At 43.5% G+C, this 14,102-nt stretch carries 9 protein-coding genes; 3 read left to right on the top strand and 6 right to left on the bottom strand.

Annotation, left to right across the window (positions count from 1 at the left end; translation table 11 throughout):
* Positions 1–123: 123 nt before the first annotated feature.
* The gene (locus OQJ75_RS06960; RefSeq protein WP_265972289.1) at positions 124–1,089 is read left to right on the top strand and encodes an SPOR domain-containing protein; all 966 of its coding nucleotides are present in this window, start codon (positions 124–126) and stop codon (positions 1,087–1,089) included.
* A 94-nt stretch (positions 1,090–1,183) separates the two neighbouring features.
* On the opposite strand, the gene OQJ75_RS06965 is transcribed toward OQJ75_RS06960, so the two are convergent.
* Positions 1,184–3,961, bottom strand: coding sequence for a hypothetical protein (locus OQJ75_RS06965; protein WP_265972287.1), 2,778 nt, complete (start codon positions 3,959–3,961; stop codon positions 1,184–1,186).
* Between the two features lie 236 nt (positions 3,962–4,197).
* On the bottom strand, positions 4,198–6,477 hold the full coding sequence (locus OQJ75_RS06970; protein ID WP_265972285.1) for an Ig domain-containing protein: 2,280 nt from the start codon (positions 6,475–6,477) through the stop codon (positions 4,198–4,200).
* Between the two features lie 224 nt (positions 6,478–6,701).
* Here OQJ75_RS06970 and OQJ75_RS06975 point away from each other — a divergent pair, with 224 nt between their 5' ends.
* A complete protein-coding gene (locus OQJ75_RS06975; RefSeq protein ID WP_248388644.1) occupies positions 6,702–7,571 on the top strand; it encodes a hypothetical protein in 870 nt (289 codons plus the stop codon).
* Here the strand turns inward: OQJ75_RS06975 and OQJ75_RS06980 are convergent.
* From OQJ75_RS06980 to OQJ75_RS06995, 4 genes are read right to left on the bottom strand one after another with little or no spacing between them, the layout of a single operon-like run.
* Positions 7,568–9,121 carry a hypothetical protein gene (locus OQJ75_RS06980; RefSeq protein ID WP_265972284.1) on the bottom strand — a complete coding sequence of 518 codons (1,554 nt, stop codon included), beginning with the start codon at positions 9,119–9,121 and terminating at the stop codon, positions 7,568–7,570. The genes OQJ75_RS06975 and OQJ75_RS06980 overlap by 4 nt on opposite strands.
* A 1-nt stretch (position 9,122) precedes the next feature.
* Entirely contained in the window at positions 9,123–9,695 is a 573-nt protein-coding gene (locus OQJ75_RS06985) for an ECF-type sigma factor (protein WP_248373556.1), read from the bottom strand.
* Entirely contained in the window at positions 9,695–11,131 is a 1,437-nt protein-coding gene (locus OQJ75_RS06990) for a chromosome partitioning protein ParA (RefSeq protein ID WP_265972281.1), read from the bottom strand. The genes OQJ75_RS06985 and OQJ75_RS06990 overlap by 1 nt, the downstream gene beginning before the upstream one ends.
* A 2-nt stretch (positions 11,132–11,133) precedes the next feature.
* Positions 11,134–12,471: a serine/threonine protein kinase gene (locus tag OQJ75_RS06995; RefSeq protein WP_416340683.1), complete on the bottom strand. Its 1,338-nt coding sequence runs from the start codon at positions 12,469–12,471 to the stop codon at positions 11,134–11,136.
* A gap of 299 nt (positions 12,472–12,770) precedes the next feature.
* Between OQJ75_RS06995 and OQJ75_RS07000 the strand changes: the two genes are divergently transcribed.
* Positions 12,771–14,012 (top strand): NADH:ubiquinone reductase (Na(+)-transporting) subunit B, encoded by a 1,242-nt coding sequence (locus OQJ75_RS07000; RefSeq protein WP_265972277.1) that lies wholly within the window; start codon positions 12,771–12,773, stop codon positions 14,010–14,012.
* The last annotated feature ends 90 nt before the right edge of the window (positions 14,013–14,102 follow it).

The following is a 14,102-nucleotide window of genomic DNA, read 5'->3' on the forward strand; positions in this document are numbered from 1 at the left end:
TTTTTTGCTTAATGGATCTGGAACTTAGTATTATTGGTAGTGTCAATAATACTTAAAATGGAATTCATGTTTTATCGACATAGATTCGGTAATAATTAGCCTGCAAGGGTTTAAGTGGTGGTTATGAAATTGACAATGAATGCTGTATGTCGTGCTGTGACAAGAAATTATCGTATGGGGCTTATCGCTGCATCTCTTTTGGTATCGAGCCAAGTGAATGCAGAGTCGGTTCTATGTGATGCAACTCAGGCAAGCACCAACCAATTACCACAGCTAGAGCAATCATGTCCGATCGGTAAGGGTGTGTGGGGGAGCAAGGCACCCAAACATCATTCAGATAACGAGCTGTTTTGGGTTCAATGTGGCCTGCTGAACAAGCCTCTGTCACTGAGCCGAGCAAAGCCCCTATATGAGAAGATCTCGACCAACGTTTGGATGAAGCCGGAAGGCGGAGACTACCGTTGCTTAATCGGACCTTATTCTACTTTCTCTGATGCGAGAAAAGACCTAACGCAGGTACGTAAGGTTCCTGGTTACGGTGAAGCCTTTATTCGTATGGTCGATAAGTCGAAAACCTCATCACAGCCTATCGTTGCAAAAGCGGCAGAGCCAAAAGCCGTGAAGCCTAAGGCTCCTGTAAAAGCAAAAGTAGAAGCCAAGTCTGCATCGAAACCTGTGGCTGTTAAGCAAGCGGCGGTAACGAGTGCTGCTGCTATTCAGACGCTACCAAGTGGTAACGCGATCTCAGACAATGATCTAGAGATCGAGGTTCGCGTGAAAGCAGACGTTGCGGGTAGCCAATATGCGATTCCTTACCTTCTAGACCATAAACAACAGTTCTACATGGAGCAAGGTAAGCCTTGGAGTCGCCTAGATTATGACAGCGCTAAATTGGTGTGTAATCAGGTCAACATGAAGCTGATGAGTGAAAAGCAATGGCAGAGCATCTTGAACTCAAAGGTTATGGAAAAACAGAACTGGCCAATGCATCTCCCTTATTGGGGCGCAGATAAGAAAGGTTTGTTTACCAACGGTAACGTAAATCAATTGAAAGGTTCTTCATTACTTAACGTGATGTGTGTGAAGTAGTGTTAAGAGCATTTGAGTTGCTGTAGGCCAAAAGGCTCTAATAAAAGAAACCCCAGCGATTGGCTGGGGTTTTTGTTTTTTAGTTCGTTGAATTTTAGTCTTGGATTAGTGGCAGCTTAGCTATCACTTTTTCCATTGATGCTTGGTCGTATGAGTACAAGCCAAAGTCAGGAGCCGATACGTAGTTCCACTGTGGCTCTTCGCTCCATTTAACCCCAATGTAGAAGTCACCAAACTCACGTTGGATGTAGCGGTAGCGCGTTTTGTAATCTGAATCTGAACCAGTCTCTTCCAATACTAAACCTTCGCGGCGATTGTCATCGAAAACAAAGCTTAGATTTCCAGGTGTATAGAAACCTGTAGGTTTAATTGAAGTATATTCATAACTTTCTTCAGCATATTCAAATTGACCAGCAGCGTATGTCAGCGGATAGCCATCAAGCTCTGGGTCAAACTCATCTCCTTTTTCCACTGTCAAATCGAAATCGGTGAAGCCGGAAGTAATCTTGCTTGAAGCCTGAGACGTTTGTGCAAATGTTGAAGAGGTTGAATCTAGCCAGAATAGTTCGTCTTGATTTACTTTCAAGATAATCTGGTATTCGCCCTGTGTTGGTTTGTGTTGATAAAGCATCTCATAGAGCGTGCCTTCTTTATCAATCATCTTTCCATCATCGAGTGTCACATCCATACAATCTTTATCTTGATGCGACATGTAATCATTGTGTTTATCTAGTTCAGCTAGCTTAGCAAAAGGTGCGTAGCTATTACCCCATTGATCGAGCGAGTCGCTCATATTATCAGAATAGCTTTCGTCGCTATTTGAACCCCAGCAGAACATCAGTCCGAGCTCGTCTTTTACAAGTGATGCGTAGCCGATTTCACCATCATTGTCTGCAAAGCTACCCATCTTCCATTCTTGGTTATCGAAGTGTGCTTCAGTAAATCCAAGTTCAGGTGCTGGTGGATCAACTTCATCAGTTGGTTTTACATTTGGTAATGCAAAGGTAACCATTTCAGATTCAATATCATTCTCGTCACTACCAGAGAAGTTGATACCTTTAGCGACGTAAAGCATGACACCGTTAGTTTCAGCTGTTGGTTTTCCAGTTAAGGTTATTAGGCCGCTATCGTCAACCTGCACAGAAACACCAGGAATTGGGTTGTGTGCTGGTTCATTGTCGTGAGCAGCGTAGTTTGCGTAGTATTCAACGTCACCAGAAACACTTGAGGTAAATAACTCGCTAATATCTAGCTGCTCAGAGAATGCTTCACCGGCTTTGAGTGACCAAGTCTTTGTAATAGTCTCTTGCAGGTCGGCTTTCACTGTAGGTTCAATAGTAATATTACCTAGTGAAATAGTTGGTAGATCAAAACTTGCAGGCTCAGACACCATGAATGTTGCAGCGTGTCCGTCATCGGCTGTGATGTTGAACTGCTTGATATCTTCTGTTGGCGTTTCCGGGTGGCCTGAGATAACTAGTTTGCCTAATTTAGCATCGTATTTTGACGTCAGACCTTTTACGACAGAGCTAATGTTGGAGTCATAAGTTAGAGTATCGTCCTCACGGTCTGTAAATAGGCCAGTAACAGATAGCTCTGCTGAGAACGCTTCACCCTGCTTCATTGTCCAGTTGTCAGTAATCTCGCGCTGTATTTCTGATTGTGCTTCGGGCTCTACTTTTGGCGCAGTATTTACCAGTGAAACATCGAATGAGAATGTAGTACTTAATTCACTCAGTACTTTTGAGTCAGCAGTGGCACGATCAACTGCTGTCAGAGTAACAATGTAGCTGCTTAGTGTAGGAACAAAGCTATCTTTTGCTGAGATAGTTAATGTCTCGCCTTCTAGCGTTAACGTAACTTCTTGCTCACCATTCACTTCAGCACGAGCGATAGCTATGTTTTGATATTTATCTTCAGAACTGTACTTATCTTGGAATAAGTTTTCAGGAACAGTGATCGTCTCCGTGAACCCTTGACCTTCAACTACCTCTAGTTTTGCAAATTCTGATTCGAGATTAGCTTGTGCAGTATGGTCTACCAGTAGCTTGTAGTTAGTCACAACGGTTTCTGGTTGGCTTGGATCGATTACAGGCTTCTCATTAACAAGTTCCTCAGAACCCATGTTCTCTTCTGTTACGATCTCTTTAGAAGTTTCTGCAGCGGTCTCGGTAATGCTATTTGCATTATTTTCGTACGCTGTAGGATCTTGTGCTTTGGATTCAGTAAGAATTTGTGCAGTTTTGTGCAACTGTGCGCTTTCAAGATCATCTTTTGAAGTTGCTACAAAGTCTGAAAATAGATCGATAGGTTCTTCAATCGTTCCGCCTAAATTTTCGTTTACAGATGTCGTCGCATCTTCGAATGAGCTATTGTTTTTCTGCATTTCAATAGCAACGAGGTCGGTAATTGGAGAGATAACTAATGCAGTTTTATCAGTACCTTCAGGCGTGCGGAATACCACGCTGTTAGCCATTGGCTGGCCTTCATGGTCCATGTCTGTGGTGTAAACATCCATAAAATCAGAATAGCTATCCGCTTTAGAGCTCAACGCCGAAAGCTCTTCAGCAAGCGCTTTAGTCATATCGCCTGGACGAAGTGTTTTTATGGCTAGTTTTCCATCAATTTCAGTATCTACTGGAAGTGTGATTTTGCCATCTTGGTCTGTTAAGCCAAAGATAGTATCTGTGCCAACCTCTAAAACGCCAGATTGACCGACATCGTCAAATACAACTGCATTTTTAAAGTAGCCGTCGAAGCCAGTAATCACGATACCGCCTGGGGTTGCTTCGTTAGATGAACCACCATCTGAACCGCCACAACCTGATAACGCAATAGCCACTGACGCTGCTAGTAAACTAACCTTCTTCATTCTTTTCATCCTTATCGAGTGAAATCTATTATTTTTTGAGGTGATATAAAACTGGCTAGTTTTTACAGCTTGTATGAATGAGGTGCAAGATACGGGAATGAATGGAAAATCCGTAAAATTTTAAAACAATATTTAGTGGAATTAGGAATTCAGAAGGAGTGCTTACATTCGAGGTTGTATTTGTCAGGAGAATAAAACCCCGCATTGGCGGGGTTTTGAGTTAAAGGTTCAGTGCTCTATTTGTTCCAAGCATCGTGGATGTGCTTGATCGTTTCTTCCTGATTTGACTTGATAAAGAAGAAACCGTTGTCATCGTGGCCGTAGCCGAACTGTGCATTTTTATTGTGATCACCAACACCGATAGTCAGTTCACCAAAGTCGCGGTAAGTAAAGTAGCGACGAGTTACAACACAGTTACAGTCGTCGTTGTCTTCAACTAAACCTAGGTATGGGTTGATCAACGTTTTATCGTAATTATCAACATTCTCACCAACAAGCCAATTATCTGACCAGCTTTCACCTGGTTCGGTGATTGATGTTGCTGTGTACGTGCCCTCTGCAAGATTTTCAGCATTCTTACCTGTCATTGAGTAAGTAAACTTATCAAGTAAAGGGTAAAGGTCGTTATATCCACCGTCATCATCAACAAGCAGGTACTCATCAAGAGTTACTCCTACTGTCATGTCGTTTTGGCTTGGGTAAGAGAACGAGTTGTAGTTAACACCATCTTCTACTTCTGTTGAGTCCATCCAAAACAGCTCTTTATGACCAGTAGACTCTTCAATTAGCATCACAATCTGATAATCACCATCTTTCGTGATATTTTGGTAGAGCATTGTTGCCGTATCTGTACCTGCATCACTAGGCAAATCGACTGTGCCGTTGTTGTTTAATGTGACTGCGAAACAGTCGTCATCTCTGAGTAGACTCTTACGACCAAGATCCCAGTAGTTATGCTGCATGTTGTCTAGTGTGCTTAACCAATCTTGACGACTAAGTGTTGAGAAGTCACTTGAATCATCTGTTGCAAAACATAGCTCATTCTGGTCATTGTTAATACGTAGAGATGCAAATGCTACCTCTGCATCACCATAGTCAAAGCTACCCATTTGCCATACGCCACCTTTATCGAAGTGTGCTTGAGTGAAGCCTAATTCTGGTTGTGGTGGTTCTACAGGAGTACCTTCTAATACTTCAGGTAAAGTAAATGTCACATAGGTTGGTGCGCCATCGTTATCAACACCACCGACATTGAAGGTTTGTCCTGCTGAGTAAGATTTACTCGGTGTTCCCGAAATAGTAACGATTGAACTTGTGTCTTCCGTTGGGGTAATGGTTAGCCCATCAACAGTCAGAGCACCAGAGCGGTATTTAACGATGTCACCATCAGAATCGTTAAATAAGCCTGATAAATCGATAGTTTGGTTGAAGACTTCACCTTCTTGAAGCTGCCAGCCATTAATTACACTTTGTAGCCTTGTTTGCTCTTCTTCGACGACTTCTGGAGCTAGGTTCTCAGCTAACTTAATGACCTTAAGACTCAGCGGGTATGACAGTGCACCATGCTCATCTTTTGCGAAGATTTGGTAATCGTAAGTGCCAGGCTTAGTAAGGTCACCACTGATAATGCCAGTGTTGCTATTGATCACTAGTCCGTTGAGATCGTCAGCGAGCTCTTTGAGTTCGAACGTTAATGTATCGCCTTCCGCATCTTGGAAAAAAGTAGAAGCATCTAGTTCTACCCATACATCTGAAGGCTCAAGAGTGATGTTCTCTAAAACACCATTTTCAGTGTCAACTGGACGAGAGTTAGGAGCTACCGTGATTGGATTACCATCAGTAGGAACATCAACAATTGGGGAGAAATCATCAATCTCTTGTAAAGGATCTACAATGATAGCTTGAGCTTCTACTGCAACAGCTTCAGTCAGTTCTAGTTGCTGTTCGATAGTTAAACCTGAGTTATCAACAAGTGTCTCACCAATAGCATTTAGAGCTTTTGCTTCTTCAGTACTATCAGCAATGTAGTCACCAAAAATAAGATCTTCAGAGGCTATTAAGCCTGAATCTGTTACCGATGCAACAACGGCTGCTTCTGCATCTTCTTGAGTTAGAGCGTCATCACCAGCTAACTGCTCAACAACCATGTTTGTCATTGGGTTGATTACTGTAGAGCCTGCTGTTGCTGAGATAACAAAATCAGAAGCAACTAAACCACGAGTGCTATCAATAGTTTGGTTTGCAACTGCTTTAATGAAGATTGCGTTATCTTTGTGCTCATTAGGAAGAATGTACTGACCAGATGCATTCGTTAGCTCGGATAGCTTAGTATCTGCCGCTTCATCCAATAGTAAATCGTTGTCCGTATCAACCCATACCTCAGCATGTTGTAGGTAGCCATCGATAGCCGTAATGACTACACCACCTGGAGTAGCACCAGAGTTATCACCATCTGAACCACCACAGCCTGTTAGAGCGAAAGCCACTGACGCTGCTAGTAAACTAACTTTTTTCATGTCATATCCTTTGTAGAGAGCTCTAGCCAAGCCCTATTTGTTTCATTTTCTGATGCTTACATTTGTTGTGTGAATGTTTTACTGGGTGTTGATTACTTTTTCAACATACGTAAAAGCGGGAAAAATCCGTAAAATTTATTTGATGTTTATTTGCTCGACTGCTCTTCAAATTGATTTCCAATTTCAATAGCATGCTGCCCCGAATTGGTTTGGTGGATATAAAAATGAAAAAATGGATCGGTTTGTCTTTGTTGCCCTTTTCTGCAGTGGCTCAAGAGGCAGGTGTGAGTGATAAATACAGCTATTCGTACTTCACTGTCGGTGTTGAAAACGTCACTTATCAAGAGTTCTATGGGGGGCTTACCTCGGAAGTCACCGTGACTAACCCTGTCTTAAACTCTGGTGGTTTGTATTACGTCAATCAAGACTTTGACTTCTCAGTTGATGCATTGGCCTCATTCTCTCCACAAAACTCGACAGAAGATTGGAATAATGTCGGTTCGCTGCAGCAGAACAACCAGTTGGAATATCTGAAGACAGCGACAAATATCCAGCTTCATTACAAGTTTCAAGATAATTGGCGTGTGATTGGCGGCCCTTCGTTGACCTATCAAACCTTCACTCGCTATGGCGTAAAAAATTACACCCAAGAGGGTAATAAATATTTCTACGGCACCTGGGAGGAGACCTCAACGGACATCTTCATGGATGTCGGGTTAGCTTATGATGACGGCAGTCTCTACCTAAATGACAAATGGCACATCAGTGGTAAGGCGACTTTTGGTCTACCGATTTGGAGCGTTACGTCGAATACGCAATTTGAGGACGTCGATTTCTACGATTTCGGTTACCGAGCAGCAGTTGAAGGTACGGTGAGCTATGAAGTGATACCCGGTTTTCATTTAGGTTGGTATACGATGTTTGGCTACGAGAAACGCTTCCAATCCGACACTGAAACTGTCACGACCACGTATTGTAAAACCATGGTTGATGGCGTGTGTACGGAATACGTAACTGAACAAAAAAAGGCGACCTTACCTGAAGCCGACACGTTCACTTTCAGTACTGGCTTACAGGCACTGTGGAGCTTTTAAGCGTCAGGGGCTAGATACCGAACGTTGAGCTTCATCTCTTCAACCTTATGGCGCCACTCTTTTTTAGGGCGAAGTATGATGCTAAATACTTCGCCATGTTTGAACTCATCGAATTCAAGAAAATCGACATCGAAGAAAGAGTATTGAAGGTGACCTAGAGGGCGCTCTTCACACTTGATAGGCTCGAAGTTTTCGCCGATGGTTTGGCCAATGATGTCGCCATATACCCCTTGCCCGCCAATGGAGTAGTGATCAAATTTACTGAGTAAATCTTCGCAAATAACCGTGGTGTTGTAGGATTGGACATTGAGGTCGCCATCCATTCGATCTGGCCACGTTGGATCTGTTTGTTGGTAGTTGCTTAGGTGCATACCATACCAACTGAGGTAGTAGCGACCATCGTTTGCTAAATACATGTAGTTGACGGGTGTCATTTGCAGCGCTTCTAAGCCTGTAACTGTGTTTATGCGTTGTTCTATTTGCGCTTTCGAGGCAATTGTATAGGTTTCATACTCATTGCCCATTTTAACTTGCGTGACATGAGCGGTCGTGAAGGTAGGGTGACTTGGGTAGGTCTCTAATATTTTCCAGCGCATGTCAGTGTCAAAAATTGACTGATTGCTAGAGACAACCAAGGTATTACCATCGACATGATACCCTCCAACTTTACGCAGCTCGTGCTCACTCGGGCAGGTGGTTAAACTACTTGAAGAGGCAAAGAACACTTCGTCATTGATGAACTTAAACGCTTCGCAGTAGACCTTTTCATAATTGTACGTCTTACCAGCAAATTGATGGTTGGTCTCTAGTCGATACCAAGTTTCGCCAATCAAAGGGTGTAAGCCATCTTCCTCTAAACCTGAAGACATGGAAGGGAAGGGGAAGCTGGTGGTAACCCAAGCACTTTCGTCTGAGCCGTGATAATCATCTTTGGCACGAGCAATAAGCTGAGTCGGCGCTTCGCCGACTTTAGGTGTACCTTGGACGTTGGTTTCTCCACCGAGATTTGAAACAGAAAACTTGGGATGATTAACTGCAAGCTGTGTCGTCATAAGATCATCATCTGGGTCCTCAAACAGCCCAGCAATATCAATCGAGTAGTTGATCGGGGAGTTTTCGGTGAATGACCATTGATTGATTTCGTGCTGAATACTTTGTTGAACTTCTAGGTTTACTTGTGGCTTTTGGTTGCGATCAGCTCTGTCTTTTCCATCTGCAACGACCAGTATTTGTGTCTCGAGATCCTGTTTGTCAGCGAGCACCGTGAATGGTTCGTTGTGCTGTTGCGCGGGAACGAGCGGTATCGTCACGTCTGAGGTCGGTTGTTCAGCTCTATTTTTTATCAGAACACCAGAAACGGTACCATCTTGTTGCTTTTTATTCGCTTCGAGTTGGAGTGATGGAGCACTAGCCGTTGGCGAACTAAGTAAGGGCCCTGGCTCACTACTTACAACATTGGCCTTACTCACTTCTTTTGAGGCAAGCCAAGGTGGCAGCAGAACTAATGCTCCACAGCCAGACGCGAATAAGAAACAGAGGCGCTTTTTCATTTTAAACCAGTTTACTTTGTAACCAACAACGAGAGAACTTGAGATCTTTTTCAATCAAACTTGCACTGCACTCAAGCAATTCACTGATCTCGCGGTTTCTCATTCCCATAAGGTACTTTAGCTTTAGTGCTTTAGATTGACGTGGGTAGTAGATGCTGAAGTTATCGAGCGCTTTATCCATCATCATAAATTGCTCAAACTTATCCCCTTCATGGTTGCTCAGAATGGTCATTTGCTGACGTTTTTGTGCTTGAAGGTGGCGAGCGTTATCAATCAAAATTTGGCGCATCACTTTCGCTGCCATCAAGAAAAAGTCTTTCTTATTCTCGATCGAATGCAAATCTGAAGACGAGATTTTGAGGTATGCATCATGGATTAAGGCGGTGGTGCTATTCATGCTGTCACTGAGTACTTGGTTATCTGTACCGTACTTTTGAGCACTGCGTGAGCGCTCTTGTTGCGCTATTTGCCTCAACTGTAAGTAAGCGAACTGATACAAATCGGCTTCAGCACTTTTGTCGCCGGATTGCCACTGTTGGATTATCTGTGTGATGTTTGGAGTTGTAGTTGCCATTAGCTGTTAGACCTCACTTTAGTAAACTCAGAAACAGATAGGGTGCTGATATTATGAGATTTATCAGGGTTTAGCGAAATTTTTTGTTTGAATCTGTAGAGTATGCCTTGGTCCCAATCTTTACCTGCTGGTAGATATTCCCACGCTGTGAAATGTTGCTGGGGTACGGAATCATACCAACGAATAGCAACGTTCATTTGAGCAAGAGAGACCGTCGGTTCTGCATTGGTCAGCCACCACATGTCTCCAAATTTCTCTGTCACATCTTGGGTGTATTGTTGGTGGTTTGTCGGACAGGTTTCGCCATCGTTACTGCCTAACATAATGCGTCTATCTTTAATCAATAAGCATTCAGTAATAATGTTGGTCTGCTGATACAGGGTGTGTTGCCAGATACCTTCATAGGGGATGTGGTTCCCACGCTCATTGGTGTAAGTAAACCAGATCATTTCTGCTTTATTCGGATGGCGAATATGTTCTTTTTGGCCCAAGCCTTGGGTCTTCTCCATCAAGAGTTCGGTCTCGGTATCGAAGTCCAAAGCGACGGTACGGTATTTCCAGTCACCTTCATCGTTGTAGTCTTCAATAGAAAAGCCGCTTAGATCGTGGCGAGTACAGCCCTTATGGGCACAACTGGTGAAACCGGTCCAACCATCGCCGACGGAAAGAGGTTCACGGATGATTTCTTGAGGTGTGTGATAAGGGCGCAGGTTACATCCGTTAAAATAGTCACCTGTTCCAGGGAACTGAATGAGTTCTGTGTCTGTGATTGTGTAGCTCAGCTCACCGATCGGTCCTTCGTATTTTGGATTAGTGTGGTGAGCTAAGTCGTAAAAGCAGGCGCGTCCAGCATAGTCTTTCTTGGCAATAATAATGTTATGAAGCACTTTGTCTTTTGGCGAAAAAATGATCTCTTCGGAAGCGAAGTTATTCTTGATGTATTCTTGGCTCTGGTTGAGGTGCTTTGCTGCTTCTTTGACTGAAACAAGGTCAATACCTAATTCCTGAGCATCTAAATAGCTTAGGTCGAGATTTTTGAGTTTCTTTTGAAATTCTACGTCAGATAAAACTTTACTCGCTAAGATGATTTCATCACGATGCTCTGGTGTGTCATCTAGTGACAGCAGTAATCGAGTCATGTTGATGCTACGGCTTGGGCGTGTCGAAGATAAGGTTGGAGTGATGACTTCTTGCCCTGACAGCGTTGTCAGTAGGTATCCGGAGTTATCCGTACCAATGAAAAAGCTGACAATATCACCTGAATTGTATTGGAATGCCCCTTTGTCAGTAGTGCCCGAAAGGTTGGAGCTGGTTTCGTAATAAAGCCCTGATACTGGCGAATCAATAAAATATCCGGTAAGAACTTCGCTGCCATTAGCATGGATGTAAAGGCTCGTAGACCAGAGAGTTATCAGTGGGATAAGTATTTTTTTCATAATTAATCGTTGGATGACTTTTCTTTGTTTTTATTATTCACAGACTTTTCAGGTGATGGTGTCAGCATCGCCAATAGCATTTTTTGCTTAACGTCTTTGGGTAAATCGGGGTTTGATAAAATTCGACGTCTAGTGAGCTCAAGCATCGTGCCTACTGACATTTTTGCAGCATCGCTACCTTTTGCATGAAACAATAGGCTCGTCACTTCATACATCATCTCTTCCGCGACTAGTTTTTCTTTTTGTAGCTGTAAATTCTTATTGAATATAGCGGTTGAAAACGTTGTGCCTGACAGTAGTAATAGAATCGTTAGAGCACTCTGTACTGGGCGTCGCTTTAATAGTTTTGATAATGAATAGAGTGGCTGCTTCTCTCTCAACGAAATGGGACGGCATTCTAAGATACGGACTATATCTTGGCGCAATTCACTTACGCTGGCATAGCGACGGTAGGGTTCGTGGTTTGTCGCCTTTTCTACAATTAGATTAATATCTAAGTTTGAAGAAGAGTCAAAAACCAGTGCTAGAACTTTACCCAGTGAGTAAATATCACTTTGTTGAGTTAGGAAGTGACCTGCAATCTGCTCTGGGCTGGCATAAGCCTTGCTGTAGGCAGTTAGTATGGAAGCATCTGAGCTTTGGTGAGGCGCAGGTTGTTTGACCTTTTGGGTTAGGTTGAAGTCGAGAATCTTAGGTGAACCAAAAGGATCAATTAAGATATTCTCGGGCTTGAGATCAGCATGCAGCACCTGTTTTTGATGAGCATGTTCAATTGCCGAACAAATTTCTTTAAATAAATTGAGCCGTTGTTTTTCACTGTGAAAGCGATTTTGCAAATACAGAGAAAGTGTTTCTCCTTCAACTCGTTCCATCACAATGTAGACCGACTCTTGGTAGACTCCGCCGTCAAACACCTTAGCGATACATGGATGGTTTAGGTGTGCGAGTAATTGTGCTTCTTGAAATAGAGCATGCTCACCTAAAATATGTGAAAGAGAGGGCTGTATGAATTTAACTGCTAAGTCTTGCTCAAAGGTTCTATCTGCTCGACTGGCTGAATAGACAATCCCCATACCACCACGACCGAGTTCATGCGATATATAGTATTTATCGACTAAGGTGTCGGTTAGGTTGAGCTCGCTTTCTGTTGCTTGTTGTGCGTAAAAGCCGAGCAGCGATGTTATCTGCTCTGAGGGTACTTCGTTAATGAGAGGAAGTACTTGTTGATATAGACTGGGCTGCTCTTGTTCTAGTCGTTCTAGGTAGAGACTTTTCTTCGCGTCGGAGAGATCCATGAGGCGATAGAAAACCTCAGTGGCCCCACTGCTTGCATTTTGCACAACTGATCTTTTTTATGTTTCTTATTGTGCGTGCATTCTATAAGAGTTTTAGATGTTTTTTCGATGTTTTTATCAGTTACATATAAAAAAATAAGCTAAAGAGTCGCATTTTTGAGAGGTGGCATCAAAAATACGGGTATGTGATCTTCTTTCCAAAGTTTAGCTATTGATTTTCTCTCAAATATTGACGGTGAATAGTGGTTAAAGGCTCGCTTTATGGAGGTGGATTATGCCAAATTGTTCTCTAACCTTATTTGTTTCGTATTGCCTCTGACTCACATCAATGAGGTTATCAAGATATGAAATTGAATAAGTGGCTAGAGGGCGTATCCCCTCAATTCGAAGCGGGTGGTAAGTACGAAAAGCTTTACCCTGTCTATGAGGCGTTTGCCACCATCTTTTACACGCCCGGCAATGTAAATCGAGGCTTGACCCATGTTCGAGATAGTATCGATCTCAAGCGTATTATGATTCTAGTGTGGCTGGCGACGTTCCCGGCGATGTTCTGGGGGATGTATAACGTCGGACACCAGAGTGTCTCGGCGCTCACATCCAGTTATCAACTCAATGAGCTTACCTCGGTTATCGAGAGTAGCTGGCGTTTGTCATGGGCATTTGGAGATGTACAGTCCTTAATGGTAAGCGGTTGGGGGAGTCAGATGTTGCTCGGTGCTCTCTACTTCTTACCCGTGTATGCGACGGTTTTCGTTGTCGGTGGTTTCTGGGAGGTGTTGTTCGCCGTTGTGCGTAAACATGAGGTCAACGAAGGCTTCTTTGTTAGCTCAGTTCTCTTTGCCTTAATCCTTCCGCCGACTATCCCGTTATGGCAAGCTGCGTTAGGTATTACTTTTGGTATCGTTGTCGCGAAAGAGCTATTTGGTGGTACAGGACGTAACTTCCTTAACCCAGCCCTTGCGGGTCGAGCATTCCTTTATTTTGCCTATCCTGCCAACATGTCAGGTGGCTTGGTATGGGTTGCCGCTGACGGCTATTCAGGAGCGACTCCGCTTAGTCAATGGTATGAAGGCGGTAGTTCGTCACTCATCAACAACATGACTGGCGAGACAATAACGTGGATGGACGCGTTTGTCGGCAACATACCAGGCTCGATGGGTGAGGTTTCTTCGTTGCTCATCATGTTGACGGGGCTGATTCTGATTGTCATGAAAATCGCCTCTTGGCGCATTGTCGCCGGTGTGATTATTGGCCTAGTGGTGACATCGAGTTTGATGAACTGGATCGGCTCTGATACCAACTCGATGTTCTCGATGCCGTTTTACTGGCACTTCGTGTTGGGCGGTGTGGCATTTGGTACTTTCTTTATGGCAACGGACCCGGTATCTGCCGCTTTTACTAATCAGAGTAAATGGGCTTACGGGATTCTTATCGGTGTGATGACGGTTGGTATTCGAGTACTCAACCCTGCTTATCCTGAGGGCATCATGTTGGCCATCCTGTTCGCCAACCTCTTCGCACCACTGTTCGACTTTATTGTGAAAGAGCAAAATATCAAACGCAGACAGAAACGGACATCGCGCTGATATATGTGGATATCAAGGAAGGTTACTCCCATAAGAAAGGCTTGCATCATTGCAAGCCTTTCAATTTCTATCGCAATTGATTTGAAGTTG

It is taken from the genome of Vibrio sp. 14G-20, assembly GCF_026241515.1.
GTDB lineage: Bacteria > Pseudomonadota > Gammaproteobacteria > Enterobacterales > Vibrionaceae > Vibrio.

Bases quoted from the DNA above. Each gene is read 5' to 3' on its own strand.
- OQJ75_RS06970 (WP_265972285.1), bottom strand. From the start codon at position 6,477: ATGAAAAAAGTTAGTTTACTAGCAGCGTCAGTGGCTTTCGCTCTAACA.
- OQJ75_RS06990 (WP_265972281.1), bottom strand. From the start codon at position 11,131: ATGAAAAAAATACTTATCCCACTGATAACTCTCTGGTCTACGAGCCTT.
- OQJ75_RS06960 (WP_265972289.1), top strand. From the start codon at position 124: ATGAAATTGACAATGAATGCTGTATGTCGTGCTGTGACAAGAAATTAT.
- OQJ75_RS06980 (WP_265972284.1), bottom strand. From the start codon at position 9,121: ATGAAAAAGCGCCTCTGTTTCTTATTCGCGTCTGGCTGTGGAGCATTA.
- OQJ75_RS07000 (WP_265972277.1), top strand. From the start codon at position 12,771: ATGAAATTGAATAAGTGGCTAGAGGGCGTATCCCCTCAATTCGAAGCG.
- OQJ75_RS06965 (WP_265972287.1), bottom strand. From the start codon at position 3,961: ATGAAGAAGGTTAGTTTACTAGCAGCGTCAGTGGCTATTGCGTTATCA.
- OQJ75_RS06975 (WP_248388644.1), top strand. From the start codon at position 6,702: ATGAAAAAATGGATCGGTTTGTCTTTGTTGCCCTTTTCTGCAGTGGCT.
- OQJ75_RS06985 (WP_248373556.1), bottom strand. From the start codon at position 9,695: ATGGCAACTACAACTCCAAACATCACACAGATAATCCAACAGTGGCAA.